Here is a 26242-nt window from a genome sequence, read left to right as displayed (position 1 = left end):
CCGGCCGGTGTCCAGGTCGTAGCGCGCGCCGGCCACCTCCAGGTGGCCGGCCTCGACCTTCTCGCCGAGGGTCGGCTCAGGGTTCCAGCAGGGCGACGCACTCCACGTGCTGGGTCATCGGGAAGCAGTCGAAGGCCCGCAGAGTGACCAGCTTCCAGCCCAGCTCCCGGAACGTGGCGATGTCCCGGGCCAGCGCGGCCGGGTCGCAGGCCACATAGGCCACCGCGCGGGGTCCGGCCGCCACCACCGAGCGCACCACCTTGGCCCCGGCGCCGGACCGCGGCGGGTCGAGCACCACGAGGTCGACCGGGCCGGTGATCCGGCGGCGGGACAGCGCGACGTCGACCCGGGCCTCGACGATCTCGGCCCGCCCGGCCAGGTTGGCGCGGGCCGCGGCCACGCCGACGGGGGACGATTCGACCACGGTGGTCCGCCCGTGGGTGCGCTCGGCGATGGCGCCGGCGAAGAGCCCGGCGCCGCCGTACAGGTCCCAGGTGATCTCGCCCTCGGCCGGGCGCAGCATCTCGACCACGGTGGCCGTCAGCGTGTCGGCCGCGGCCGGGTGCACCTGCCAGAAGCCCTCGGGCGGCACCCGCCACGAGCGACCGGCCGCCTGCTCGGTGACCTCGGCCGGACCGGAGAGGCGCACCCGTCCGCCCGCGCCGAGCGTGGTGCCTTCGGCCGGGTCGTCCGGCGGCAGCATCCCGCCGCCGCCCGCGGGCCGGGCCAGCACCGCCACGTCGCCGCCGGTGGTCGCCACCGCCTCCAGCGCGTCGGCGTCCGGCCATTCGAGCTTCAGCAGGTCGAGTCCCTGGATGGCCGGGTGGGCGATCCGGCACCGGTCGATCGCCACCACCTCGTGCGAGCGGTGCTTGAGCAGCCCGGGCCGTCCGGCGGCGTCGACGGCGTACCGCACCCGGCTGCGCCACCCGAGCAGACCACCGGGCAGTTCCTCCACCCGTACGTCGCAGGACAGCTTGGCCAGCCGCCGGAGCTGCTCCTCGACGACGGACGCCTTCCACCGTCGCTGGGCGTCCCCCGACGCGTGCTGCAGATCGCAGCCGCCGCAGAGACCCGGGCGCGCGTACGGGCACGGCGGCTCGACCCGGTCGGGCGAGGCCTCGTGGATGGTCACCGCGTCGGCCCGCGCGAACCCCTTGTGCAGCTCGGTGATCTCGGCGGTGATCCGCTCGCCGGGCAGCGTGTGCCGGACGAAGACGACCTGGCCGTGCTCGCCGCCCACCCGGGCCACGCAGTGCCCGCCGTGCGCCGGGGCGCCCACGATGAGCTCGACGAGGTCGCCCTCCTGCAGTTCGTTCACGAGTGGGCCTCACTGTTGTCGTCGGCCGCCGGCGTCGGCTCGGCCGGGGGACGCACCCGGGGGCCGCGCGCGGGCACCCGGGTCAGGCTCTGGTCGAACCGGTCGAGGTCGCGGTCCTGGCTGGAGCGCAGCTGCCACGGCACGCTGGTCACCATCACGCCCGGCTCGAACAGCAGCCGGCCCTTGATGCGCAGCGCGCTCTGGTTGTGCAGCAGGTTCTCCCACCAGCGGCCGACCACGTACTCGGGCACGAACACGGTGACCACGTCGCGCGGCGACCCCCGCCGTACGCTCTTGACGAAGTCGATGATCGGGCCGGTGATCTCGCGGTAGGGCGAGTCGACGACTGTCAGCGGCACCGGGATCTGCCGGCGTTCCCACTCGTCCTGGATCTGGCGGGTGTCCTTGTCGTCCACGTTGACCGTGACCGCGGTGAGCGTGTCGGGCCGGGTCGCCTGGGCGTACGCCACCGCCCGCAGGGTCGGCATGTGCACCTTGCTGACCAGCACGATCGCGTGGTTGCGGGAGGGCAGCACGGGCCGTTCCTCGGTGGGCTGCAGCTCCTGCGCGACCCGGGTGTAGTGCTTGCGGATGGCCAGCATGAGCCCGTAGATGACGATCATGGCGGCGATGGCGATCCACGCGCCGAGCAGGAACTTCGTGATCAGCACGATGATCAGCACCGCGGCGGTCAGCCCCATGCCGAACGCGTTGATCGCCCGCGAGCGGATCATCCGGCGTCGCCGCTCGGGATCACGCTGGATGCGCAGCAGCCGGTTCCAGTGCCGGATCATGCCGCCCTGCGACAGCGTGAACGAGACGAACACGCCCACGATGTAGAGCTGGATGAGCCGCGTGGTCTCGGCCTGGAACGCCACCACCAGCACCATCGCCGCGATGGCCAGGAAGATGATGCCGTTGCTGAAGGCCAGCCGGTCGCCGCGGGTGTGCAGCTGGCGGGGCAGGTATCGGTCCTGGGCGAGGATCGAGCCGAGCACCGGGAAGCCGTTGAACGCGGTGTTCGCGGCCAGGAACAGGATCAGGGCGGTGACCGCGCCGACCACGTAGAGCAGGACCGATCCCTGCCCGAAGATGGTCTCGGCCAGCTGGGTCGTGACCGTCTTCTGCACATAGTTGGTCGGCCCCGAGACGATCTGCAGCGTGGGGTCCTCGACGTACTGCAGCTTGGTCGCCCGGGCCAGCAGCACGATGCCGACCAGCATGATGATCGAGAGGCCGCCCAGCAGCATCAGCGTGGTGGCGGCGTTCTTGCTCTTCGGCGGCTTGAAGGCGGGCACGCCGTTCGAGATGGCCTCGACGCCGGTCAGCGCCGCACAGCCCGACGAGAACGTCCGGAGCAGCAGATAGGCGAATCCGAAGCTGGTGAGGTGGTCCTCCTCGGCCGTGATGACCAGGCCGGCACTGGGCGCCAGCAGGTCGTCGCCGAGCACGAAGACCCGGAACAACCCGACGAGGATCATGCCGACGATCACGACGATGAACGCGTACGTCGGCACGGCGAACGCGGTGCCCGACTCGCGCAGCCCGCGCAGGTTGAGCGCGGCGAGCAGGGTGATCGCGCCGATCGCGAAGGCCACCTTGTGCTCGGCGACGAACGGCACCACCGAGCCCAGGTTGTTCACCCCGGCCGAGGTCGACACGGCCACGGTGAGGATGTAGTCGACCAGCAGGGCGCTGCCCACGCCCAGGCCGGCCCGCGCGCCGAGGTTGACCGTGGCGACCTCGTAGTCCCCGCCGCCAGAGGGGTAGGCGTGCACGTTCTGGCGATAGCTGGCGACCACGGTGACCATCACGACCGCGACGGCCAGCGTGATCCAGGGCGAGATCCAGAAGGCGCCCGCACCGGCGATCGACAGGGTCAGCAGGATCTCGTCGGGGGCGTAGGCCACGCTCGACAGGGCGTCGCTCGCGAAGACCGGCAGCGCGATCCGCTTGGGCAACAGCGTGTGCTGAAGCTTGTCGGATCGAAACGGCCGGCCCAGCAGGAGCCGTTTCGCGAGAGACGTCGGACTGGCCACGAGTGCCAAGCGTACGGCCGCCTTTTCCGACCCTTACCCCGCCCCGGCCGCCGCTCGTGGCGGACGCATGGCAATCTCTCACCCAGTAGCGCCCATGCGGGAGGACACGACACGTGCACGTGGTGATCATGGGGTGCGGGCGGCTCGGTTCGACGCTGGCCCACAACCTCGAGGAGCGCGGCCATTCGGTGGCCGTCATCGATCAGAATTCGGACGCCTTCCGCAGGCTGGGATCGGATTTCGGCGGCACCACGGTGACCGGTGTCGGTTTCGACCGCGACGTGCTGCGCTCGGCCGGCATCGAGCGGGCCGACGCGTTCGCGGCCGTCTCCAGCGGCGACAACTCCAACATCATCTCGGCCCGGCTGGCCCGCGAGACGTTCGGCGTCTCCCGGGTCGTGGCCCGCATCTACGACCAGAAGCGGGCCCAGGTCTACGAGCGGCTCGGCATCCCGACGGTCGCCACCATCCGCTGGGCGGCCGACCGCATGGTGCGCCACCTGGTTCCCGAGGGCACGGTCGAGGTGTTCCGCGACCCGACCAGCGTGGTCTCGATCGTCGAGGCCCCGTTGCATCGCGACTGGGTGGGGCGCACGCTCAAGGCGCTCGAGGAGCGTACGGGGGCCCGGGTGGCCTATCTGATGCGCTTCGGCATGGGCACGCTGGGCACCCTGTCCACCGTGATCCAGGACGGTGACCAGGTCTTCATGCTGGTCACCGACGAGACGGTGGGAGCGGTCCTCGACGTCGCCGCCGGGGCCGACAAGGAAGGACAGTGACCATGCGGATCGCCATCGCCGGGGCCGGCAACGTGGGGCGGTCGATCGCGCAGGAGCTGATCGGCAACGGGCACCGGGTCATGCTGATCGAGCGCCAGCCCAAGCAGCTGCGCCCCGAACGGGTGCCCGAGGCCGAGTGGGTGCTGGCCGACGCCTGCGAGCTGAGCAGCCTCGAGGAGGCCGACGTGGCCGGTTGCGACGTCGTGGTGGCCGCCACCGGCGACGACAAGGCCAACCTGGTCGTGTCGTTGCTGGCCAAGACCGAGTTCGCCGTGCCGCGGGTGGTGGCCCGGGTCAACCGGGCCGAGAACGAGTGGCTGTTCACCGAGCAGTGGGGCGTCGACGTGTCGGTCAGCAAGCCGCGCCTGATGGCCGCGCTGGTCGAAGAGGCGGTGACCGTCGGCGATCTCGTACGCCTGATGACGTTCCGCCAGGGCGAGGCCAACCTGGTCGAGATCACCCTGCCCAAGAACGCCCCGTACGAGGGTCAGCCCGTGCGCGACGTGCCGCTCCCCCGCGACTCCGCGCTGGTCGCCATCCTGCGCGGCAAGCGCGTGATGGTGCCGACGGCCGACGACCCGCTCGAGGCCGGCGACGAGCTGATCTTCGTCTGCACCGCCGAGGTGGAGGACCAGATCCGCGCGGTCGTGCTCGGCAGCGAGGGCCGCGAGCTCGGTTAAGAGCCGAGTTTGCTGGGCTCGGTTGCGGGCTGCTGCTCGCTCGTGACGCGGTGGATCGCCCAGGCGGTGAAGGCGAACGTGGCGGCGTAGATCGGCCAGCTGATCAGGATGCGGACGATGCCGAGCGCGTTCGCCTCGCCCGCCGCCCACAGGTAGTACTGGATGCCCGCGCGGATGCACAGCGAGGCCACCCAGACCAGGGTCAGCCACTGGAACGTCCGGAAGAGCCGGGCGTTGCCGAACCAGTCCTGCTGACCCTTGTTGGCCATGATGCCCCACACGTAGCCGATGATCGGCTTGCGGACAAACACGGAGATCAACAGGGCCGCCGCCTGGGCGAACGTGAGCAGGATGCCGGGCAGGTAGAAATCCTCGGCGTTGCCCGTACGCCAGGCCAGGAAGGCGCCCACCGCGATGCCGAACAGACCGTTCACCGCATGGCGTACGGGCTGCTTGCGGGCCAGGCGGAAGGCGCCGATGGCCAGGGCCGAGAAAACCGCGCCGCCGATCGCCCAGTAGAGCGCCGTGCGCTTCTCGAGGCCGGCCACGGTGTCGCCGAGGATCACGTTGAGCGCCACGAACGCGAGCACCGGGATGCTGGACTCGATCAGCCCCCGCACCCCGCCGAGCTGCTCGGAGATCTGCTCGCTCATGGACGGGAAGGGTTCTTCCTCGTCCTTGCCGGGCGCGTCCTCGACCGGGTGAAGGTCGAGTTCTTCGACGACCTCCTCGGCGAGCCGTTCCTCCACGGATTCGTGCGCGGCGTGACGCGGCTCGCTGCCGGGTGTCACCGGGGCGCCTCCAGCTCGTAGTACGGGTTGTAGATCACCTTACGGTCGTCCCGGAGGGCGATGCGGCCACGCACGGTCAGCTGCCGCCCCGGTTCGATGCCCGCGATCGACCGGCGGCCCAGGAAAACCAGGGTCACGACGTCGCTGCCGTCCCACAGGTCGGCCTCGAGCGTCGGCAGATTGGTGCGAGGAGTGTATGCCACCGTGCGCAGCCGCCCCGACACCGAGACGACCTGCCCCCGGGTGCACTGCCCGGCCGGCATCGCGCCGCACTTGGCGCTCTCGCGCTGCAGGTGCCGCGCGTCGAGTTCGGAATCCGTGGCGGTCAACCGGTCGAAGAACCGGCGCAGGCCGGTGCGCTCGTCGGTGCTCATGACGTCTCCTCAGACCACCCATGGTGAGCGGCACAGCCCTCGTGTGCCGTGCCGCTCCTACACGGTACGCCCCTGGTGACCTCAGTCACGAGCCGCTAGACCGGCCGGCTGCCGTTCGTGCCGTTGTCCTGCTGTTCCTCGGCCTGCTCGGTCATTTCCTTGGGCAGCTGCAGCGGCAGCGCCTCGCGTACCGGCCGGGCCTCGGCGTCACGGACGACCACCAGGCCGCTCAGCACCTCGCCGAGCCGGCCCTCGCGGGACGGATCGGCCGCCGCGGCCCCCTGGAACAGCGCGCGGACCATCCAGCGCGGCCCGTCGACGCCCACGAAACGCACGTCGGCCGGACCCTCCGGGGTGTTGACCCGGGCCGCCAGCTCGACGCCGTACGCGCCGTCGATCTCGCGCGGCGCCACGCCGTCCGACTTCATGGCCTGGGCGATCTCCTCGCGGACCTCGTCCCAGATGCCCTCGGAACGCGGCGCCGCGAACACGCCCAGCTGGAGCGCGCTCTCGCCGTCGACCAGCACGATCTGCTCGACCACCCCCTCGGGGTTGGCCTGCACCCGCACCTCGACGCCGTCGACCGCCGGGATCAGCAGGCTGCCCAGGTCCAGCCGTTGCACGTCGTCGGGGGCGTAGGAGGAATCCCACGGTCCATGGTCGGGCAGCGGCGGTTCGTCGCCCGCGGCCATGCTCTGCTTGAGCGCCTCGGTGGGTGGCGCGTCGGTCGCACGTACGTGCTTCGGGCCGCCGCGCTTACGGGAGAACATCGTTGGCACCTTCCGTCCTAAACCTGCTGCTGCGTGGGCAGCGCGCTGTGCCCGCCGGTGGATCCGTGCCCACCGGCGCCCCGAGCGGTGTCGTCGAGTTCGTCGACCACGTGGAACGCGGCCCGCTCGACCCGCTGGACGACCAGCTGGGCGATGCGGTCGCCACGGGAGATCTTGACGCTGTTCACCGGATCGTGGTTCACGAGAATCACCAGAATCTCGCCGCGATAACCGGCGTCGACCGTACCGGGCGCGTTGAGCACCGTCACACCCAGGCGCGCGGCCAGGCCGGATCGCGGGTGCACGAGACCGACGTACCCCTGCGGGATGGCCACCGCGATGCCCGTACGCACCTTGACCCGCTGCCCGGGAGCCAGCTCGGCATCCTCGGCCGCGACCAGGTCGGCGCCCGCGTCACCGGGGTGGGCGTACGCCGGGAGCGGCAGGTCGGGGTCGAGCAGGCGGACAGGGATCACTACGTCGGTCACGATCGGGTCGGTCACGGTCGGGTCGGTCAAGGTCGGTCCTCACTGGCGCGGCTGCGGGCGGCACTCACCCTGCCATCCTGCCGTGCCCGGTCGCGGAGGCGCGCCGTACCCTTCCAGGGTGACACCGGAGTCCCCCGCGCGCACCACGGCCCCCGCCTATTCCGAGCGGCTGAGCCTGACCTGGTGGATCTGGCCGGTCTTGCTGATCGTCGTGTCGATCCTGGCCTTCGAGATCCTGCTCGGCTTCCACGGCCTGCCCACCTGGGCGCCGTTCGCCGTCGGAATCCCGCTCACGGCGGCCGGCATGCTCTGGATCGGCCGCCTGCGGATCGCGGTCACCGGCGGCGAGTTCCAGGTCGACGACGCGCGGCTGCCGGTCGAGTTCGTCAAGGACGTCGTCGCGCTCGACGCCGAGGGCAAACGGGAGGCGCTCGGCGTGGGCGCCCACCCTCTCGCGTTCGTGATCCAGCGCCCGTGGATCGGCCCGGCCGTCCAGGTGCTGCTCGACGACCCGGACGACCCCACGCCGTACTGGATCGTCAGCACCCGTCACCCGGTCGAGCTGGCGACGGCCCTGCTGCGGGCCCGCGGCCGCTAGCCCTCGATCACACGCCGCTTGCGCAGGTCCTTCTGCACGTGCTCGCCGAGGCTGCGGGTGGCCCGGCGGTTCAGGTAGCCCGCGACGGCTGCGCCGGTCAGCAGCGGCCCCAGGGTCGTCAGATTGCGCCCGAAGCGCTTGAGCAACCTCGTCTGCAGCTCGCGCCGGGCGGCCGTGCCGAGCACCGTGGCCACGCCCACGCCGGGCACCATCGGGTTGACCCCGCGCTGCTGCGACCAGGCCTGCACCAGTCCGGCAGCCCGCTGACCGAGGCTGCCCCCGACCGGCTGCCCGTAGATCTCGTGCAGCTCGCCGATGAGCTTGAGCTCGATCGCCACCACGCCCACCGTCTCGGCCCCCAGCAGGATGGGCGCGGACAGCAGGGTCGGCGGCGCGACCCACTGCACGGAGGCCACCCCGCCCCCGGCGGCGCCCACGCCGGCCGTCGATCGCGCGGCGTTGCGGATCAGACGTTCGGCCAGATCGTCGTCGGACAGGCCGGGGAAGTGCCGGTGCAGGGTCTCGAGGTCGCGGACGGGCACGTGCGGCGCCACGTCGGCCACCACGTCGGCCATCCAGCGCACCGCGGCCTTGGGCTTGAACATCTGACCCAGTCCACGGCGGCGGATGTCCCCGACGAGCCGGCCGAGGAGTTGCCGGCGGCCGGCCGGTTCCAAATCATCGGCGGTGAGCGCCGCAACCGTCTGTCCGAGCTCGGTATCGACCGCAGCCAGCTCCTGGCTTTTGACAGGTGTCTGCTCCAGGGCAGGCGGCACGCCCGTCGGCTCGGCGGTGTGGTCCGTTCCGCTCATCGTCGTCCTCCCGTTGTGGGCCCCCGGGCTCATCTCTTCATGGTGATTCCCGGTGTCGACCCCGGGTCAAACCCGGCAACGGCCTGACTCCCGACCGCGAACAGCGGTCGGGTTGTGGTGCGCTGCTGCGAGTGCCCGCTCAGGCGCACTCGCGGCAGATCAGATCCCCGTTCCGCTCCGCGGCCAGCTGGCTGCGGTGGTGAACGAGGAAACAACGGGAACAGCGGAACTCGTCGGTCTGCATCGGCAGCACCTTGACGGTGAGTTCCTCGTCGGCCAGGTCGGCGCCGGGCAGCTCGAAGCTCTCCGCCACCTCGACCTCGTCGACGTCCACTGAACCCGACTGCGAGTCGGCGCGGCGGGCCTTGAGCTCCTCGAGGCTGTCCTCGCCGAGGTCGACCTCATCGCGACGCGGAGCGTCGTAGTCGGTGGCCATCGGTCTTCACTCTCCTGTATCGATGTGTCACTTGGCGTTAGTAACGCCCGCGACGCTGTTTCGGTTCCCGGTTCCGCCGGACGATTTCCGACACTGCCCCTAACACGTGAAACTCCCCCGGTGGAGCGCGGAACGTTACCGCTGTCGCGGCACTGTTGTACGCGCCCGGGCGGCCCATTGTTCCCGATGTGACCGAGGCGACATCAAAGTAGGGGTATCCGCCTCTGGATCATCGTCAACGCGCCGGAAGGATTCCCTGTTTCCGCATGCCCGGCGCACAGACGCTAACCTCTCGACAGGTCCGCCCGTTCCCCGGCAGGCGCCATACCCCGTCTGTCCCGCATTCAGAACCGCCCTGGAGCCAACCCCATGAGCTTTGCGCGCGTACGAGCGCTGGTCGTTGTCGGTGTGCTCGCCGTAGCCGCAGTGGTGTTCGTGGTCGTGGCACTGGTACGCGACACCCAGGGCGGCAGCACCGCGGGCGCGGACTGCCCGGCCGGCGCGCCGAGGGCCGACCTCCGGCTGCCCGACGACCCGGCCGAGGTCTCCGTCAAGATCTACAACGGCACGGACAAGGCGGGCCTGGCCGACAGCGTCACGAACGAGTTCAAGAACCGGCGCTTCACCACCCAGAAGCCGGCCGAGAGCAAGACGAAGTACAAGGGCGTCGCCGAGATCCGCTACGGGCCGGACTCGGTCGGCAAGGCCCAGCTGCTGCGGGCGTACTTCCTGGCCCAGTCCAAGATGTCCTACAGCGCCAAGCGCAAGGGCCAGGTCATCGACATCGTGATCGGCAACGAGTTCCGTCAGCTGGCCACCACCACCGAGGTCAACCAGTCGCTGGTCGAGGTGGGCGAGCCCACGCTGCCGCCGGGCACCTGCCTCAAACCCGTCGAAAAGGACAAGGACTCCTGACCCGTACGGGGCCGGGCTGCTCACGGGCCGCCCGAGGCGTCCAGATCGGCCAGCACGTCGTGCAGCGCGCCGAACAGGGCCGGCGGAGCGGTCACGAGCAGGTCGAGGCCGGGCGCGGCGCCCCGCAGGCCGGACACGACAGCGCCGGCCTCGGTGGCGATCAGGCCACCGGCGGCCCAGTCCCACGGGTTGAGGCCCTTCTCGTAGTAGCCGTCGAGCATGCCCTCGGCGACCGCGCAGAGATCGAGAGCCGCCGCGCCGAACCTCCGGATGTCACGCACCTGGGTGATCAGCCCGGCCACCACGCGGCCCTGATGAGCGCGCCGCCGGGCGTCGTAGCTGAACCCGGTGCCGACCAGCGCCTGATCGAGCCCGGTCGCCGCCGAGCACCGCAGCCGCCGGCCGTCGCGCCAGGCCCCGCCCCCGAGCGTGGCCGTCCACTCGGTGCCGGTGGCCGCGTTCACGACCACTCCGGCGACCACCGCGCCGTCGAGCTCGGCGGCCAGCGACACCGCGTACTGCGGAAGCCCGTACAGGTAGTTCACCGTGCCGTCGATCGGGTCGAGGATCCAGCGGACGGCCCCGGGCTCGGTCGCCTCGGTGCTCCCGTACTCCTCGCCGAGCACGCCGTCGCCCAGGCGGGCCGCGCGCAGGGCCTCGATCACCTGACGCTCGACGGCCTTGTCGGCCGCGGTCACCACGTCGGTCGCGGTGCTCTTGGTCTCGACGTCGCCGATCGCCTCGGCCCGCATGCGCCGCGCGGTCGCCGCGGCGTCCCGGGCCACCCGGACGGCCAGTTCCAGCAGTTCGCCTCGGGCCGCGTCGAAATCGTTACCCGGATTTTTCCCGCCGCCGGTGGCCGCCTGGCCAGGGGCTGCGCCGGGGTCACCGGAGGCCGCATCGGCCGAAAACTCGCTCACGTCTTTGCCCTTTCCGCCGATACCATTCTCGTGCCGGGCGTCTCCGGCGAGGTCGGCGGCCCCCTGCGGCGTGCTGCGACGGGAGGATCTCGCTCGACGGCGCTACAATTCACCCCTGCCCACCGCTTCACGGACACCGAGCACCGATCGTCCGTGTCCCGGGGGTCCTCACACCAACACCGGCCAGCCTCCTCGCCGTGCGCTGCGCTGGGCTCATGGCCGTGCACAACCTCATCGCCTCCGGAAGGTCTTTCGTGACAGAAGCCCACCAGAACGGTGCCGACGTTCGCTCTCTCACCGAGGCCCTCATCACCCATGCCCAGGGCGCTGGTGGGCAGCTCACGTCGGCCGAGGTCGCGCGCACGCTGGAGTCCGCCCAGGTGAATCCGGCTCAGGCCAAGAAGATCCTCCGCGGCCTCATGGACGCGGGCGTCACCGTAGCCGTCGATGGAACCTCCAGCACCCGACGCAAGGTCTCCGCCGCCCGGGCCGCAACCCCGGCCTCCAAGGCCACCACCGCCAAGGCCGCCGCACCAGCCCGCAAGGCAGCGCCCGCTCCCAAGCAGGCCGCAGCCGAGGCCGGCGACGAAGCAGCCGGCGCCGCCAAGAAGGCTCCGGCCAAGAAGGCCGCCACCAAGGCCGTCCCGGGCAAAAAGGCAGCCGGCCCGGTCAAGGCGGGCAAGCCCGGCGAAGAGGTCCCCGCCGACGGCGAAGAGATCGATCCCGAGGAACTCGCCGCCGCGATCGAGGACGTCGTCGTCGAGGAGCCGCCGGCCATGGTCGCGGCGGCCGCGACCGACGCCGCCAGCTCCGCCACCGACGGCGACTTCGAGTGGGACGACGAGGAGTCCGAGGCGCTCAAGCAGGCGCGTCGTGACGCCGAGCTCACCGCTTCGGCCGACTCCGTCCGGGCCTACCTCAAGCAGATCGGTAAGGTCCCGCTGCTCAACGCCGAGCAGGAGGTCGAACTGGCCAAGCGGATCGAGGCCGGCCTCTACGCCGCCGAGCGTCTGCGCGCCTGCGACGAGGGCGAAGAGAAGCTCGAGCGCAACATGGAGCGCGACCTGCGCTGGATCGGCCGGGACGGCGAGCGGGCCAAGAATCACCTGCTCGAGGCCAACCTTCGTCTGGTGGTGTCGCTTGCCAAGCGGTACACCGGCCGGGGCATGGCCTTCCTCGACCTGATCCAGGAAGGCAACCTCGGCCTCATCCGCGCGGTCGAGAAGTTCGACTACACCAAGGGCTACAAGTTCTCCACGTACGCCACCTGGTGGATCCGGCAGGCCATCACCCGCGCCATGGCCGACCAGGCCCGCACCATCCGCATCCCGGTGCACATGGTCGAGGTCATCAACAAGCTCGGCCGCATCCAGCGCGAGCTGCTCCAGGACCTGGGCCGCGAGCCCACGCCGGAGGAGCTGGCCAAGGAAATGGACATCACCCCGGAAAAGGTCCTCGAGATCCAGCAGTACGCCCGGGAGCCGATCTCGCTCGACCAGACGATCGGCGACGAGGGCGACAGCCAGCTCGGCGACTTCATCGAGGACTCCGAGGCGGTCGTCGCGGTCGACGCGGTGTCGTTCTCGCTCCTCCAGGACCAGCTGCAGCAGGTTCTCCAGACGCTCTCCGAGCGCGAGGCGGGCGTGGTGCGGCTGCGGTTCGGCCTCACCGACGGCCAGCCGCGCACCCTGGACGAGATCGGCCAGGTTTACGGGGTCACCCGTGAGCGCATCCGGCAGATCGAGTCGAAGACGATGTCGAAGTTGCGACACCCGTCCCGCTCCCAGGTTCTCCGCGACTACCTGGACTAGGGACGTTTGGTCAACAAAGCGTGCCCGAATGGTCACCACCCGTACAACATCGGGTGGTGATCAGACCGTTGTGCAGAAGTGATCGTTGACGTGGCACCCTTGGATCACGGCACACTAAGCCCAGCACGTGTGACCTCGGTCCCCCCGGGGCACCGTGGGAAGGCTGCAACGGTGCAGGGTGTTGCACGATGTGAGCAGTAGCCGAGGAACGTGTTCATCGGTTCGAACAGAGGAGGAAGGCGATGACCCCGACTCTCACGCCGCCGGCGGGTAGTTTGGCCGGCACCGCAGCCGATGAACGGTGCGACCGCTGCAATGCAGCCGGAAAGCTCCGTTTGACCCTGGCTGGTGGAAGTGAGCTGGTGTTCTGCGGACACCACGCCAACCGGTACGCCGAGGACCTGGTGAAGATCGCAGTGCAGTTCACGGCGGACCCCGAGTTCACCTGGCGCGGCGCGGACATGATGTCTAACTCCAACTGAAGAGTCCTCAACCCCCCAAGCAAGACTCAAAAAGGGGCGCCCACGGTGTGGGGCGCCCCTTTCCATGCGCTCAGCACCCCTAGCCGCACCCCGCGCCCGCCCGGCCGCCGCGCCCCATTGGCATGCCCGCGCCCGTCGCCACACCCGCGCGTCGCCGTGCTCCATGCCCGTCGCCGCGCCCGCGCCCTGCGCCCGTGCAACATCCACGACGAGGCGCTGCGCTCAGCGGACCCCCGCGCGCGGAAACCACCGTGCGCCCGGCGCTCCGCAGCAATGGCCCTGCGCATCCCCCGGCAAACTGGTCACCACCGCCAGCCTGGCCCTGCAGCCCCTGCAGCCCTGCAGCCCTGCGCGCCGCGCCGGCAACCGCCCTGCGTTCCGGCCCGCCGAAGCGTCCGCCGCCTGCGTTGGAACCGCGGTCCCCGCAACCGATCTGCGCTCAGCCGCAACTGTGACCCCTGCACCCGTCCTGCACTCAGCCGCAGTGCGGCGCACTGCAACCGTCCTGCCGTTCTCGGCCACAACAGCGCCCCGCGAAGCCCCGCGGTCTTTGGCTACTGCGTCCGGCGGCCTCAGGCGCTGGCTGGCCGCTCAGGTCAGGGCAGGCCACCCTGGTCGGCCTCGGCGTCCCACAGGCGCTCCACGGTCGTGCTGAGGGCCTTGGCGACCTTCAGGGCCAAGTAGACCGAGGGCGCGTAATCTCCCGTCTCCATCGCGATGATGGTCTGGCGGCTCACCTGCACCTCGCTGGACAGGCTCTGCTGGGTCAATCCGGCCTCCTTGCGCGCCGCACGGATGCGTACCCCCGCCGTCCCGTCCGCCTCTGGTGCGCGAACCGGCCCCGATGGTGGCGCCATCAGTCTTCGTCCTCGGAGGCGAGGGCCTCTTGACGGCGCAGGCGCCGGCTCTGGGCCATCTGAATGATCAGCCCACCCGCCCCGCCGATTACGCCGCCGACCGCCGCGCCGATCCAGGTCGAGCCCTCGGAGTCGTAGGCGCGGAGGGCACCGACGAAGAACACCGCGTAGGGCAGGCCGCCCAACAGGCCCAGAAAGATGCGCTTGGCGCCCCAGCGGCGAGGCAGGGTGTCGACGCGGCGACTCCGCACATACCACCCGCAGATGACCGTCGGGATGAACATGGCGACCAGCACGACGGAGAGCGGAAGCACCGAAGAGCGCCCCAGCGGCCACACCATGATCGCCGCAGCCCACGGGACCGCGAGCCACTGCATGGAGGCGGCAGCGGCAATGCCCTCATACCACCGGAGGCGCTCGCGCTCGTCGCCGTAGATGTCACCGTCGAGATCAAGATTCCAGCGCACGACCCGATCGAGAATTGTCGTCGTCATGCGTCCATCATCGTGTGAAGTCCACTTGACGTCAAGTGCTCTTGACGTCAAGACTGCTTCACATGACTTCACCTATGCCGGCGTCCTCGCGTACGGGCGTCAGAGGGTCTGGATCGTCGCGATGCGCTCCTCGAGCTGTTCGATGGTGGCTTGCGCGCTCGGCGGCCCTCCACACAGTCGGCGCAGCTCCGCGTGGATCTTGCCGTGCGGCAGATTAGTGCGGTGGTGATGCGCCGCGACCAGCGTGTTCAGCTGCCGGCGCAGGCTGTTGCGCCGCTCCCCCGCGGTCATCGGCACCGGGGCTTCACGCTGAGCCGGGGCCGGCGCGGGCTCGGCCGCCTTCCGCCTCTTCTGAGCCGCCAGCTGCTCCGCCTGGCGCTTGTTCAACAGCACCGACACCTGGTCGGCGGTGAGCAGGCCGGGCAGTCCGAGATATTCCTCCTCCTCGGCCGTGCCGGTCATCGCCCCCATGCCGAAGGACGTGCCGTCATAGATCACCTGGTCGAGCTCGGCCGTCGCCGACAGGGCCTCGAACTGCTTCTCGAGCTCGCCCTCCGCGTTCTCCTCGCGCTGAGCGCGCTCGAGCAGGTCGTCGTCCAGGCCGTCCTTCTGCTTCGGCAGGCCCAGCACGTGGTCGCGCTGCGCCTCCATCTCGCTGGCCAGCCCGAGCAGATGCGGCACGCTGGGGAGGAAGACGGTCGCGGTCTCGCCCTTGCGTCGGGCCCGCACGAAACGGCCGATCGCCTGGGCGAAATAGAGCGGGGTGGAGGCGCTGGTGGCATAGACGCCGACCGCCAGCCGCGGGATGTCGACGCCTTCCGAGACCATCCGCACCGCGACCATCCAGCGGTCCTGCGAGGTGGCAAAGGTGGCGATCCGCTTCGAGGCGCCCTCGTCGTCGGAGAGCACGACCGTGGCCGGCTCGCCGCTGATCTCACCGATGAGTTTCGCGTACGCCCGGGCCGTCTGCTGATCGCTGGCGATGATCAGCCCGGCCGCGTCAGTCATGCCGTGCTCGCGCAGCTTGCTCAGCCGGGCGTTGGCCGCCCGCAAGACCTGGGGCATCCAGTCGCCGCGGTGATCGAGCGCGGTCCGCCAGGCCTGCGCGATCAGATCCTTGGTCATCGGCTCGCCGAGGCGGGCAGCCAGTTCGTCGCCGGCGTTCGTCCGCCACCGCGTCTCGCCCGAGTAGGCCATGAAGAGCACCGGCCGCACGACGCCGTCGCGCAGCGCGTCGGAATAGCCGTAGACGGAGTCGGCCCGGGAACGCTGCAGGCCGTCGTCGCCCCGCTCGTAGGAGACGAACGGGATCGGGTTCTCGTCCGAGCGGAACGGCGTACCGGTGAGCATCAGACGGCGTACGGCGGGCTCGAAAGCGTTCTTGACTCCGTCACCCCAGCTGCGCGAATCGCCGGCGTGGTGGATCTCGTCGAGGATCACCAGCGTCGGGCGGGTCATTGTGCGGCGGCGGTGCACGGCCGGGGCCATGCCGACCTGCGCGTAGGTGAGCACGGCGCCGTGGAAGTCACGCGACGAGTGGATGTCGGAGTTGCGGAAGGCGTGGTCGAGCTGGATGCCGACCCGGCCCGCGGCGGCGGCCCACTGCACCTTGAGGTGCTCGGTCGGGCAGACCACGGTGACCGCCTCGACGGTGCCGTCGGCCAGCAGCTCGGCGGCGATCCGCAGCGCGAAGGTGGTCTTGCCGGCGCCGGGGGTCGCCACCGCCATGTAGTCGTCACCGCGACGGCGCAGATAGCCCACGAGAGCCTTGCGCTGCCAGTCACGAAGTGGCGGGAAGGTTTCCAGATCCGGCAGTGGCGGGCTCAAGCTGCGACGATCCTTCCCTCAAGAAAGCACCTCCGGCACTGGACCGAAGGCGGCAACCAGCATAGCCGCGACGGCGGCGGGACGCGGGTCACGGCGCAGCCACCGGAGCGGACCAGCGGCGATAGAGCGCCACCAGCCGGACACCGGTGATGAGCAGGGCCGACACCGCCATCGTCAGCGCGTCGGCGACGTCCATGCTGCGCAGGATCGTGACAAGAATCGCGCCGCCCAGGGCCGCAACGGCATAGATGTCACGCTGCAGGACCACCGGGATCTCGCCGGTCATCAGGTCGCGGGCGAGCCCGCCGCCGATCGCGGTCAGCATGCCGATCAGGCAGGCGCCGACCGCCGGCACGCCCGCGTCGAGCGCCTTGATCGTGCCGGTGACGGTGAAGAGACCGAGTCCGGCCGCGTCGAGCAGCAGGACGGGCCGGCGCCAACGGGCCAGCCGGGGGTGCAGCCAGAACACCGCGAGAGACGCGGCTACCGCGGTCATCGAGTAACGCCAGTCGGCAAAGGCCAGCGGCGGCACTGCTCCGATCACCAGATCGCGCAGAATGCCGCCGCCGAGCGCCGCCACGAACCCAACGAACGCGATGCCGAACAGATCCAGCCGCTTCGCGACGCCGGCCGAGGCGCCCGAGGCTGCAAAGACCGCGACGCCGATCAGGTCGGCGGCGAGAAGCCCGTCACCACTCGTCAGCGCTGCATCGATTCGTAGATCTCCTTGCACTGCGGGCACACGGGAGAACCGGGCTTGGGCGACTTGGTCACCGGGAACTTCTCGCCGCACAAGGCGACGACGTACGTCCCCATGACCGCACTCTCCGCGATCTTCTCCTTGCGCACGTAGTGGAACATTTCCGGCCCGGTGTCGGCATCCTTGGTTTCCGGACGCTCCAGAATCTCCGTGCTCACGACATCTGCCCTTCATCCACGTTCTCGGGTCGAACCGCCGGTCCCCCCGGCCCTCGGCGGCCTAACGAAAGCTCCAACCCGCAAGTGTGACACCTCGGACCGGACCGGTCCAATGACCTGGTCTTCAGTCTTGGGCCGAGCGACTCCGGTTTTTCGTTGGCGGGCTCAGCGGCACCGTACGGTAGCTGTCGTGACTGACTTCGCGATTCAATACGGCGAGCACGTGACCCGTGCACGCCGGGACGGCCGGCCGGTGGTCGCGCTGGAGAGCACCATCATCTCGCACGGGCTGCCGCACCCGGACAACCTTCGGGTGGCACGCGAGATCGAGCAGACCGTACGGGAGCAGGGCGCCGTGCCCGCCACGATCGGCATGATCGGCGGCGAGCTCGTCGTGGGCCTGGACGAGGCCCAGATCGAGCACCTGGCCCTGGCCGAAGGGGTGGCGAAGCTCTCGGTCCGCGATCTCGCCGTGGCCGCCGCCCGGCGCGCGGACGGCGCCACCACTGTCGCCGCGACCAGTGCCGTCGCGGCCGCCGCGGGCATCGGCGTGTTCGCGACCGGCGGCCTGGGCGGCGTACACCGCGAGGCCAACGTCACTTTCGACGAATCGGCCGACCTCACCACGCTGGCCGACACGCCGATCGTCGTGGTCTGCGCCGGCGTGAAATCGATCCTCGACGTCGGCGCCACCCTGGAGCGGCTGGAGACCCTCGGCGTCGCCGTGGCCGGCTATCGCACCAAGCGCTTCCCCGGCTTCTTCATCACCGACGGCGGTTTCGACGTCGACTGGGAGCTCGACTCGCCCGAGCAGGTCGCCGACGTGATCCGCGCGCGGGCCGACCAGAACGTGGGCGCCGGCGCGCTAATCCTCGCCAACCCGCTGCCCGTCGACGAGCAACTCGACCCCGACCTGCACGACCACACGCTCTCCGAGGGCCTGTCTCTGCTCGCGCGGGGCGGGATCACCGGCAAGGCCGTCACGCCGTTCCTGCTCAGCCACTTCCACGAGAGCACCGAGGGCCGCAGCCTCGAGGTGAACGTGCGGATCATCCTGCGCAACGCCGAGCTCGCCGCCAAGATCGCGGTGGCCACGGCCAAGTCGTCGACGGCCCCGCTCGGCTTCAGCGTCCCTGCGTGATCATTGTTGTGGGTGACCTGGTCACCGATGTCCTGGTGGCGCACGGCGGCCCGATCGAGCTGGGCTCGGACACCGCCGCCGCGATCACTGTGGGCGGCGGTGGCCAGGCCGCGAACACGGCCGCCTGGCTCGCGCACTCCGGTCGTCCGGTCACGCTGATCGCCGCCGTGGGTGACGATCCGGCGGGCCGCGAGCGGGTGGCCGAGCTGGCCGCCGCGGGCGTGCGGTGCGCGGTGCGGGCCCATCCCGGGACGGTCACCGGCAGCATCGTCGTGCTGGCCGGTCCCGACGAACGCACCATGATCACCGACCGTGGCGCGTCCCTGCTGCTCGACCCGGCCGACGTGCGGGCGGCCGTCCTCGACACTCCCCAGGCGGCCCACCTGCACCTTTCCGGCTATCCGCTGCTGCACGACGGTTCCCGGGCGGCGGGTGTGGCGGCGCTGGCGGCCGCCTCCGAGCGGGGCCTGACCACCAGCGTCGATGCGGCCTCGGCGGCCCCGTTGCGCTCGGTGGGGGCCGAGGCCTTCCTGACCTTCGTACGGGGATGCGACCTGCTGCTGTGCAACGCGGACGAGGCTGACGTGCTCGCCGGTCCGGGCAGCCCCGCCGAACAGGCGAAACGGCTTACTGCCCACGTACGCAACGCAATCGTCAAACAGGGCAGCGCGGGCGCAACGTGGGCCGTCCGCGACGGCGGCGTGCACGCGGCCGCCTCCGATCGCGTCCCCACGGTGGATCCGACCGGCGCGGGCGACGCTTTCGCGGCGGGCCTTCTGGCAGCTTGGCTGGTCGGCAGCTCACCCGAAGCAGCCCTCAAGTCGGGCGCCGAACTGGGAGCCGCGGCTGTCTCCCGGATAGGCGCCCGCCCACCCTCGGCTTAGCTCGCGACCTGGGCTTAGTTCGCGGTCCGGGCCTAGCTCGCGATCTGGGCCTAGCTTGTCGCCTGCCGGCTTCGGTCAGCCCTTGTCGCGGTCACGAGGATCGGTGGAGACCCACTGCTCTCCGGTTTCGGTGGGCTCGAGGTCGATGGTCAGGTATTCGGTCGCCTCGGCGGAGTGCTGCGGCAGTGTCGACTGCGGCTTCGCCTCACGGGCGGCGGCCGTGGCCGCGCGCTCGGCCTTGGTCTTGGCCGGCCGGTCATTGGCGATCAAGACGGCCGCCCAGGGCAGAAACACCATGCCGAGGGCGCACAGGCTGAGCCACAGGGGCAGAAGGGGTGGTCGAACGCTGACCAGAACGGCGCCGAGGACCACGCAGGCGGCACGAATGCCCATCATCGTCACGTAGCGGATCTGGCGGCTGCGGAACTGATCGTCCGGGCTGCGAGCGGCGTCCGTGATCAGAACCGGCTGCTTCTTCACGTTGGGTCTCCGATCGACCCCTCATACTTGCACCGTTGATGCCGCTACGCCCACTGCGATCGCGAGCAACCGCCCAACGAATACCCGCGAACCGGCATATCCGCAGCTCAGCGCTTCCACAGAGGGCCCTGCCAGATCGCCACCGACTCCCGGCCGCCGACGTGTGCGCGTCCGTCCCGGTGGCCGTCCGGCTCAAGCCTTGGCGGCGGCCTTCATCTCTTTCTTATAGGCGCGCACCTTGCCCAGTGACTGATCGTCGACGATGTCGGCCACCGACTTGAACGAGCCGTCCTCGCCGTACCCACCGGCAGCCTCGCGCCAGCCCGACGGCTCCACCTCGTACTGCTTGCCGAGCAGCGCCGCGAAGATCTGCGACTTCTGCTTGCCGAACCCGGGCAACGACGCCACCCGTCCCAGCAGCTCGCGGCCGTTCTCGACGCCGGTCCACAGGTTGTCCGCCTGCCCGTCGTACCGCTCGACCAGCGCCCGGCAGACCTCCTGCACCCGCAATGCCATCGCCTTGGGGAACCGATGCAGCGCCGGCGGCTTGGCGAAGATCGCGATGAGCGCCTCGGGGTCGTATTCCGCCAGCTCGGCCGCCGTCGGCGTGTGCCCGAGCCGCTGAGCCAGCACATAAGGCGAGCTGAACGCCTTCTCGAGCGGAATCTGCTGGTCGAGCACCATGCCGATCAGCAGCGCCAACGGGTCGGTGGACAGCAGCTTGTTGGCCTCGGCGTCGATCGGCAGGGAAAGCGTCATGACGTTCATCTTCGCAGGTCCGGACGTCCGCACACCAACCTCGCGACCGTACGACCCGTGCCTGATCGGTCATCGCAGGCCACTCTCGTAGGCGGCGATCACCAAGTGGGTGCGATCGCGGCCGTCGAGCTTGTTCAGCAGCCGGTTGATGTGGGTCTTGACCGTCGACATGCTGACCCCGAGCCGCACCGCGATCTGATCGTTCGAGAGGCCCCGGGCCACGAGCACGAGCACCTCGCGTTCACGCCCGGTGATCTGCGGCAGCGGCGTGACGGGCCGCTCGGGCATCGCGATGTGGGCGTCGATCAACCGGCTCAACGGCCCCGGAGCGATCAGCCGGTCACCCGCCACGACGGCCCGGATGCCGTCGATCAAATCGTGCGGCATCACGTCCTTGACCAGGAATCCGCTCGCCCCGGCCCGGAAACCGCCCATCACGTACTCATCCAGATCGAACGTGGTCAACATGATGACCTTTGTCTCCAGCGCGTGCGCCCCCTGACAGATCGCCCGGGTGGCCTCGACACCGTCCATCTCCGGCATCCGCACGTCCATGAGCAGCACATCGGGCCGCTCTTGGCGAGCGACCTCGATCGCTTGCCGCCCCGTGCTCGCCTCCCCCACACAGATGAACCCGGGCGTGTGATCGATCAGAAGCCGGAAACTGCCCCGCACCAGCGCTTGGTCGTCCGCGAGCGCCACCCGTACGTCACTCAAGGCGCGAACCTCAACGTTGCCGCGACCACCCAGCCGCCTCGCGAACCAGGCCCGGCACTGAGCTCACCACCGAACAGCGCAACCCGCTCCCGCATACCGATGAGCCCGTGCCCGGATGATCGCATCGAACCGGCCCCCGAAGAGGACAGCGACGACTCTGACGTGGTGCTCAGGGGCGACGGGGCCTCCCCCTCGTTGAGTTCACCCCAGCTTGCCAGCCTGTCCTGCCCGGCCCGCCCGCCGTAGCTGGCCTGCTCGCCCGACTCGCCAGGAGCAGCGTCCCCGCCGTGCTCGGCGGACCCGCCATGAGCAGCCTTGCCGCCGCGCCCACTCCGCTTGGCCGGCCCGCTCAGAACAGCATCCCCGCCGCGCCAACTCTGCTCGGCCGCCCCGCCGTGAGAAGCCTCAACGCGGCGCCCACTCTGCTCGGCCGGCTCGCCGTAAGCAGCCTGTCCGTCGTGCCCGCTCTGCTCGGTCGGCCCGCGTTGAGCAGCCTGTCCGACCGGCCCGGCCGTGCGGTTGCGTGCCGCGAGCAGGCCGGCCTTCGTCCTGGTGGCATGTGAACCGGCGCCGTCATCGACGACGCGGATGCCAACCTGTCCCGATCGCGCCACGACCTCGATGTGGCAGCCCGCGGCGCCGGAGTGTTTGACCACGTTGGTCAGCGCCTCCTGGACCACGCGATAGGCAGAGAGCTCCACGTCGCTGGGCAGTTCGTCCTCCACACGCATGTCGAGATCCACCGTCAGTCCCGTCGATCGGGCGTTGCCCACCAGTTCGGGCAGGTCGGCCAGAGTCGGCGCCGGTTTCATGGACGCCTCCGTCCGCACCAGTGCGAGCGCCCGCCTGATCTCGGCCAGCGACTGCCGGCTCGTCGTTCCGATCACGCGCAGGGCGGCCCGCATCTCCTCCGGATGCTCGCCTCCGACGTGGTCGGCGACGGCGGCCTTGATCGCGATCATGCTCAAGCTGTGCGCGACGATGTCGTGGAGCTCGCGAGCCAGACGAAGCCTCTCCTGCTCGACCGCGAGCGCTGTCGCCTGCTCGGCCCGTGAGGCCGCGTGAGCCCGGCGCTCTCTCATGGTGCGGCCGGCTGCCCAGCAGGCGGCCACTGCCCACGCCACGAACAGCAGCTCGAGCGAGTCGCTGGTCGAGGCGAACGCCGCCACGAAGGCCAGCATGCTGACCACAACGACCGGAATCGAGCGCCGGCGGGGCACCTCGACTCCGACGGTATAGAGGACCAGGCCGAGCGCCGTGATCGGCGCCGGACCGGCATAGCTGGGGATCGCGCCGCTGACGACAGCGAACGACGCGACGACCACGACGGCGGCGGTCGCGGCGATCGGCCACAGACGACGGACAGCGACCGGCAGTCCGATACCGAACCCGAGGAACGCCGAAACCCATCCCGGCTCCAACCAGCCCTGATAAGTCGCGGGGGGAGTCTCGGCCGCGGCAAACCAGCCGAAACCGGCGGTGGCCACGGCCAGCAGCACGTCGATCGCGAGCAGCTGACCACGGCTGAGCCTCCGGATGAGGAAAGAAGGCGATGCGGCAGTCATGCGAGCGACGTTAACGAGCGACGCCGACCCGGCGCGTCAACCCGTGGTTCGATTTTTCGAGGCGATTCCTCCGAACCACGGGTTGACGACATCGGGCCCGCAAATCGCGAGGCTTTCCGCCATGACGACACCGATGGTTTCGATCTCGAATCTCCGGAGGGAGTACGACGCCGGACCGAGCCGGGTCACCGCGCTCGACGGAGTAACCGTAGACCTGGGCCCGGGCACCTTCACAGCGGTGATGGGGCCGTCCGGGTCGGGGAAGTCCACTTTGCTGCATTGCGTCGCCGGGCTCGATCGTCCGACATCCGGGGAAGTGACGGTCGACGGGGTCAGCTTGGGTGGGCTCGACGAGACCGGCCTGACGCTGTTGCGGCGCGAGCGGATCGGCTTCGTGTTCCAGGCTTTCAACCTGATCTCCTCACTGACCGCCGCACAGAACGTGGCACTGCCCATCCGGCTCGCCGGGCGCCGCATCAGCGCCGGCGACGTGACTGCGGCGCTCGACGAGGTGGGCCTGGCCGATCGCGCCCGGCACCGACCGGTCGAGCTTTCCGGAGGGCAGCAACAACGGGTCGCGATCGCCCGCGCCATGGTGACCAAGCCCGCCGTGATCTTCGCCGACGAGCCGACCGGCGCGCTCGACAACCAGACGTCCCGCCGCGTCCTCGAGTTGCTGCGTCAACTGGTAAGCGCCCGAGGCCAGACGATCGTCATGGTGACGCACGATCCGATGGCCGCCGCCGTCGCCGATTCGGTGCTGCTGCTGACCGATGGGCGGCTGGTCGACCGTCTCGACGGCGCCTCGGCCGAGGCGATCGCGGCTCGCATGGCCCGGGCGGAGGAGACATGGTGAGGCCGGGCAGCTGGAACCGCGCGCTGAAGTGGTTCGCGCGGAGCGACATGCTGACCAAGGATCGACTGGGTGCCTTCGTCGCGGTCCTTTTCGGCACGGCGGTGGTCACGCTGACCCTCACGCTGCTCGCCTCCGCCGAGCCGGAGCGGCCCGATCGGTTCGCTGCGGTGGGAGCAGCCGTACGGAGTCCGGACGTCACCACACCGGCCGACCCTTTCCCCGAGCCGAGACCGTGGTCGTCCGGCGAGGCCCATGCCCTGACCAAACGGCTGTCCTCGGTTCCGGGCGTTGAGGCGGCCGTCGCGGATCGCCGGTTCTATGCGCAGCCGGTCCTGTCCGGCAGTCCGGCCGTCGAGATCCAAGAGGGGTACGGATGGGCGAGCGCGAAACTCGCCGGCGACACCCTGATCTCTGGTCGTCCCGCCGGCGCGGCCCGCGAAGTGGTGCTCGGAAAGGATCTCGGAGTTCCGGCGGGCGGCCTGGTGACCATTCTGACCGCTACCGGGCCGGCGCCGTGGAGGGTCACCGGGTTGATCGACGCGCCTCGCCTCTACGTCGATGATGCCGAGGCCGCCCGGCTCGCACCGGGCGTACGAGTGATCGGGTTGACCGGAGATCCCGACCTGGAAGTGGTCCGGGCAGTCGCGGGCGACGCGACGATGCTGCATGGCGCATCGCTGGGCGATCTCGAGCCGCGGGAAGACGCCCGTACGCGTTGGATCGGCATGCAGGTGCTGAGCGCGATGGCGGCGCTTTCGGTGTTCTCCTGCGTCTTTGTGATCGCATCTACGCTCGCGCTGTCGGTCAACCAGCGGCGTCGTGAGATCGGGCTGTTGCGAGCCGTTGGCGCTACGCCTCGGCAGGTACGGTTCGGCGTCCTGCGTGAGGCGGCGCTGGTCGGCCTGACCGCGGGGTTGGTCGGCGCGGTGCTCGGTCTGGTGCTGGCGCCAGGGATCGGCGGTGTGCTTGTCGACGCGGGGTTCGAGCCCGAGTCGTTCCACGCCCGTGTGCAGTTGGGACCGATGTTGGCCGGCGTCCTGATCGGACCGCTGGTCGCGATCGCCGGTGGCTTGACGGCGGCACGGCGGGCCGCTCGGGTGCGGCCGCTGGACGCTTTGCGCACCGCCGAGGTCGAGACGAAACCGATGACGTGGGTGCGCTGGGCGGCGGGACTGCTGTTCGCAGTGATCGGTGTCGCCGCCGGGCTCGCCACGGTGGTGACCGACGACCTGGCCGGCCTCGGCACGTACGCGCTGCTGGCCGCCATGGCGCTTGTGGTCGCCGCGACGGTGCTGTCTCCTGCTGTCGTGCCGCTGATCGTGGGTGTCCTGCTGCGGCCGGTCGGTGGTGCGCTCGGCATGGTTGTTCGGGAAAGTGCACTGACCGGATCGCGACGCACCGCCTCGACCGCGGCGCCGGTTCTGCTCACGGTGGCGTTCGCGGTCTTCATCGCGGGCAATGCGCAGACCGCGGAGAGGGCTTATGCCGATCGGCGGGCCGACGCGGCGCGAGCCGGCACGGTGCTGGTTCCCGATGGAACGCCCGGGCTGACCGACGCGGCGGCGCCCTCGGCCAACCTGGTCACGGCCGTTTATTCGGGCGACACCGTCGTAGCCGCAGCGGGTGTCCCGCCTGGGGAGAATCGCCCCAATGGCAAACCCGACCACAAAGACACGCACAGTCCGGCACCAAACGGCCGGCCGGTCGGCGGGCCGAGCGTCGAAGCAGACGCGGTCGGCGGGCCCGAAAGAGCGCCCGGTCCGGGGGATGTCGTCTTGAGCAAGTCCCGGGCCACGCAGTTCGGCAGCCAAGTCGGTGGCTCGGTTGCTCTCGCCTTTGCCGACGGGCAGGAGGTGCGGCTGCGGGTGTCTGCCGTGGTACCGGATGACCAGGCTGTCGCCGAAGTCGTCCTGGCTCGGGAAACCGTGCGGCGTCACGATCCTTCGGCGCTGGCATCGGTGCTGCCTGTCACCTCCGGCATCGTGGCGCCGGCGCCGGCCGGGGCTCGGTTCGTTGACGTGGCGACCTATGCGCGGGAGTTCGGGACGGAGGAGGACCGGCTGGTGTGGATCTTCACGCTGCTGTTGATCGGAGTGTCCGTGGGTTATGGGCCGCTTGCGGTGGCGAACACGCTCTTCATGGCGACCGGGCGCCGGGCGAACGACTATCGGCTGTTGCGTCTCGCGGGAGCCACGCCGCGTCAGGTGTTGACTGCTGTGGCTGGCGAGTCTGCTCTGGTTGTTGTGATCGGTTCTGTGCTCGGCGGGGCGGCCGCCTTGCTCGCGCTGTGGGGCAGCGCGGCGGGCTTCCGGGAGCAGACCGGCACGTCTGTCACCCTGGCCGTGCCGTGGTCGATCGGGGTGGCCGCGGTGGGTACGTGCCTGGTCCTTGCGCTGGTCGGCAGCGTGCTCCCGGCCCGGGCGCAGTTGGCAGGTGCCGGCGTCACCCGGAAGCGAGCATGATGACCTGCGAAGCGTCACTGCGGTTTACGCCGTGCTGGTGGGGGCACGTTGGGTGCCGCCGAACTG

28 protein-coding genes are annotated in these 26242 nt (G+C 70.2%); 10 read left to right on the top strand and 18 right to left on the bottom strand.

Features of this window, described 5'->3' with window-relative positions:
• Positions 1-76: 76 nt before the first annotated feature.
• Both ACZ3I4_RS29950 and ACZ3I4_RS29945 read right to left on the bottom strand, forming a co-directional pair.
• Positions 77-1321 carry a class I SAM-dependent RNA methyltransferase gene (locus ACZ3I4_RS29950; protein ID WP_465385358.1) on the bottom strand — a complete coding sequence of 415 codons (1245 nt, stop codon included), beginning with the start codon at positions 1319-1321 and terminating at the stop codon, positions 77-79.
• On the bottom strand, positions 1318-3360 hold the full coding sequence (locus ACZ3I4_RS29945) for an APC family permease (RefSeq protein ID WP_465385357.1): 2043 nt from the start codon (positions 3358-3360) through the stop codon (positions 1318-1320). The genes ACZ3I4_RS29950 and ACZ3I4_RS29945 overlap by 4 nt, the downstream gene beginning before the upstream one ends.
• Positions 3361-3473: 113 nt before the next feature.
• Between ACZ3I4_RS29945 and ACZ3I4_RS29940 the strand changes: the two genes are divergently transcribed.
• Both ACZ3I4_RS29940 and ACZ3I4_RS29935 read left to right on the top strand, forming a co-directional pair.
• Positions 3474-4139, top strand: a complete 666-nt coding sequence (locus ACZ3I4_RS29940; protein ID WP_465385356.1) for a potassium channel family protein — start codon at positions 3474-3476, stop codon at positions 4137-4139.
• Complete coding sequence (locus tag ACZ3I4_RS29935) at positions 4136-4819, top strand: potassium channel family protein (protein ID WP_465385355.1); 684 nt, start codon at positions 4136-4138, stop codon at positions 4817-4819. Before ACZ3I4_RS29940 ends, ACZ3I4_RS29935 begins: the two co-directional genes overlap by 4 nt.
• On the opposite strand, the gene ACZ3I4_RS29930 is transcribed toward ACZ3I4_RS29935, so the two are convergent.
• The 4 genes from ACZ3I4_RS29930 to dut form a co-directional block, all read right to left on the bottom strand.
• The gene (locus tag ACZ3I4_RS29930; RefSeq protein ID WP_465385354.1) at positions 4816-5610 is read right to left on the bottom strand and encodes a DUF3159 domain-containing protein; all 795 of its coding nucleotides are present in this window, start codon (positions 5608-5610) and stop codon (positions 4816-4818) included. The genes ACZ3I4_RS29935 and ACZ3I4_RS29930 overlap by 4 nt on opposite strands.
• The gene (locus ACZ3I4_RS29925; RefSeq protein WP_465385353.1) at positions 5607-5984 is read right to left on the bottom strand and encodes an OB-fold nucleic acid binding domain-containing protein; all 378 of its coding nucleotides are present in this window, start codon (positions 5982-5984) and stop codon (positions 5607-5609) included. Before ACZ3I4_RS29925 ends, ACZ3I4_RS29930 begins: the two co-directional genes overlap by 4 nt.
• 95 nt (positions 5985-6079) lie before the next feature.
• The gene (locus ACZ3I4_RS29920; protein WP_465385352.1) at positions 6080-6754 is read right to left on the bottom strand and encodes a DUF3710 domain-containing protein; all 675 of its coding nucleotides are present in this window, start codon (positions 6752-6754) and stop codon (positions 6080-6082) included.
• A 17-nt stretch (positions 6755-6771) separates the two neighbouring features.
• Complete coding sequence (dut, locus tag ACZ3I4_RS29915; RefSeq protein ID WP_465385387.1) at positions 6772-7242, bottom strand: dUTP diphosphatase; 471 nt, start codon at positions 7240-7242, stop codon at positions 6772-6774.
• A gap of 118 nt (positions 7243-7360) precedes the next feature.
• Between dut and ACZ3I4_RS29910 the strand changes: the two genes are divergently transcribed.
• Positions 7361-7840 (top strand): DUF3093 domain-containing protein, encoded by a 480-nt coding sequence (locus tag ACZ3I4_RS29910; protein ID WP_465385351.1) that lies wholly within the window; start codon positions 7361-7363, stop codon positions 7838-7840.
• Here ACZ3I4_RS29910 and ACZ3I4_RS29905 read toward each other — a convergent pair.
• Positions 7837-8652, bottom strand: a complete 816-nt coding sequence (locus ACZ3I4_RS29905; RefSeq protein WP_465385350.1) for a hypothetical protein — start codon at positions 8650-8652, stop codon at positions 7837-7839. The genes ACZ3I4_RS29910 and ACZ3I4_RS29905 overlap by 4 nt on opposite strands.
• 139 nt (positions 8653-8791) lie before the next feature.
• Complete coding sequence (locus ACZ3I4_RS29900) at positions 8792-9088, bottom strand: DUF4193 domain-containing protein (RefSeq protein ID WP_465385349.1); 297 nt, start codon at positions 9086-9088, stop codon at positions 8792-8794.
• 369 nt (positions 9089-9457) lie between these two features.
• Here ACZ3I4_RS29900 and ACZ3I4_RS29895 point away from each other — a divergent pair, with 369 nt between their 5' ends.
• Positions 9458-10003, top strand: coding sequence for a LytR C-terminal domain-containing protein (locus ACZ3I4_RS29895; RefSeq protein ID WP_465385348.1), 546 nt, complete (start codon positions 9458-9460; stop codon positions 10001-10003).
• A gap of 20 nt (positions 10004-10023) precedes the next feature.
• On the opposite strand, the gene ACZ3I4_RS29890 is transcribed toward ACZ3I4_RS29895, so the two are convergent.
• Positions 10024-10809, bottom strand: a complete 786-nt coding sequence (locus ACZ3I4_RS29890) for an inositol monophosphatase family protein (protein WP_465385386.1) — start codon at positions 10807-10809, stop codon at positions 10024-10026.
• A gap of 329 nt (positions 10810-11138) precedes the next feature.
• On the opposite strand from ACZ3I4_RS29890, the gene ACZ3I4_RS29885 reads away from it, so the two are divergent.
• Positions 11139-12734: an RNA polymerase sigma factor gene (locus ACZ3I4_RS29885; protein WP_465385347.1), complete on the top strand. Its 1596-nt coding sequence runs from the start codon at positions 11139-11141 to the stop codon at positions 12732-12734.
• 242 nt (positions 12735-12976) lie between these two features.
• On the top strand, positions 12977-13216 hold the full coding sequence (locus ACZ3I4_RS29880) for a DUF7455 domain-containing protein (protein ID WP_202990110.1): 240 nt from the start codon (positions 12977-12979) through the stop codon (positions 13214-13216).
• A gap of 596 nt (positions 13217-13812) precedes the next feature.
• On the opposite strand, the gene ACZ3I4_RS29875 is transcribed toward ACZ3I4_RS29880, so the two are convergent.
• The 5 genes from ACZ3I4_RS29875 to ACZ3I4_RS29855 form a co-directional block, all read right to left on the bottom strand.
• Positions 13813-14073: a helix-turn-helix transcriptional regulator gene (locus tag ACZ3I4_RS29875; protein ID WP_465385346.1), complete on the bottom strand. Its 261-nt coding sequence runs from the start codon at positions 14071-14073 to the stop codon at positions 13813-13815.
• Positions 14073-14567, bottom strand: a complete 495-nt coding sequence (locus ACZ3I4_RS29870) for a hypothetical protein (protein ID WP_465385345.1) — start codon at positions 14565-14567, stop codon at positions 14073-14075. Before ACZ3I4_RS29870 ends, ACZ3I4_RS29875 begins: the two co-directional genes overlap by 1 nt.
• Positions 14568-14666: 99 nt before the next feature.
• The gene (locus ACZ3I4_RS29865) at positions 14667-16394 is read right to left on the bottom strand and encodes a DEAD/DEAH box helicase (RefSeq protein ID WP_465385344.1); all 1728 of its coding nucleotides are present in this window, start codon (positions 16392-16394) and stop codon (positions 14667-14669) included.
• Between the two features lie 88 nt (positions 16395-16482).
• The gene (locus ACZ3I4_RS29860) at positions 16483-17097 is read right to left on the bottom strand and encodes a trimeric intracellular cation channel family protein (protein ID WP_465385385.1); all 615 of its coding nucleotides are present in this window, start codon (positions 17095-17097) and stop codon (positions 16483-16485) included.
• Entirely contained in the window at positions 17094-17312 is a 219-nt protein-coding gene (locus ACZ3I4_RS29855; protein ID WP_203377770.1) for a DUF3039 domain-containing protein, read from the bottom strand. The genes ACZ3I4_RS29860 and ACZ3I4_RS29855 overlap by 4 nt, the downstream gene beginning before the upstream one ends.
• A 112-nt stretch (positions 17313-17424) precedes the next feature.
• Between ACZ3I4_RS29855 and ACZ3I4_RS29850 the strand changes: the two genes are divergently transcribed.
• Positions 17425-18453 (top strand): pseudouridine-5'-phosphate glycosidase, encoded by a 1029-nt coding sequence (locus tag ACZ3I4_RS29850; protein ID WP_465385343.1) that lies wholly within the window; start codon positions 17425-17427, stop codon positions 18451-18453.
• Positions 18453-19337 (top strand): carbohydrate kinase family protein, encoded by an 885-nt coding sequence (locus ACZ3I4_RS29845; protein WP_465385384.1) that lies wholly within the window; start codon positions 18453-18455, stop codon positions 19335-19337. The genes ACZ3I4_RS29850 and ACZ3I4_RS29845 overlap by 1 nt, the downstream gene beginning before the upstream one ends.
• 75 nt (positions 19338-19412) lie before the next feature.
• On the opposite strand, the gene ACZ3I4_RS29840 is transcribed toward ACZ3I4_RS29845, so the two are convergent.
• The 4 genes from ACZ3I4_RS29840 to ACZ3I4_RS29825 all read right to left on the bottom strand — a co-directional run bounded on the left by ACZ3I4_RS29840 (position 19413) and on the right by ACZ3I4_RS29825 (position 22858).
• A complete protein-coding gene (locus ACZ3I4_RS29840; protein ID WP_465385342.1) occupies positions 19413-19817 on the bottom strand; it encodes a DUF3099 domain-containing protein in 405 nt (134 codons plus the stop codon).
• A 192-nt stretch (positions 19818-20009) separates the two neighbouring features.
• Positions 20010-20576, bottom strand: a complete 567-nt coding sequence (locus tag ACZ3I4_RS29835) for an HhH-GPD-type base excision DNA repair protein (RefSeq protein ID WP_465385341.1) — start codon at positions 20574-20576, stop codon at positions 20010-20012.
• 69 nt (positions 20577-20645) lie between these two features.
• Positions 20646-21293 (bottom strand): response regulator, encoded by a 648-nt coding sequence (locus tag ACZ3I4_RS29830; protein ID WP_465385340.1) that lies wholly within the window; start codon positions 21291-21293, stop codon positions 20646-20648.
• Positions 21290-22858, bottom strand: a complete 1569-nt coding sequence (locus ACZ3I4_RS29825) for a histidine kinase (protein ID WP_465385339.1) — start codon at positions 22856-22858, stop codon at positions 21290-21292. Before ACZ3I4_RS29825 ends, ACZ3I4_RS29830 begins: the two co-directional genes overlap by 4 nt.
• A gap of 121 nt (positions 22859-22979) precedes the next feature.
• Between ACZ3I4_RS29825 and ACZ3I4_RS29820 the strand changes: the two genes are divergently transcribed.
• Positions 22980-23714 (top strand): ABC transporter ATP-binding protein, encoded by a 735-nt coding sequence (locus ACZ3I4_RS29820; RefSeq protein ID WP_465385383.1) that lies wholly within the window; start codon positions 22980-22982, stop codon positions 23712-23714.
• The gene (locus tag ACZ3I4_RS29815) at positions 23708-26176 is read left to right on the top strand and encodes an ABC transporter permease (RefSeq protein ID WP_465385338.1); all 2469 of its coding nucleotides are present in this window, start codon (positions 23708-23710) and stop codon (positions 26174-26176) included. The genes ACZ3I4_RS29820 and ACZ3I4_RS29815 overlap by 7 nt, the downstream gene beginning before the upstream one ends.
• Positions 26177-26242 lie beyond the last annotated feature (66 nt).

This window comes from Actinoplanes sp. NPDC021490 (assembly GCF_055562135.1).
Note: the sequence above shows the minus strand (reverse complement) of the source record. Positions and strands in the feature narration are given on the sequence as shown.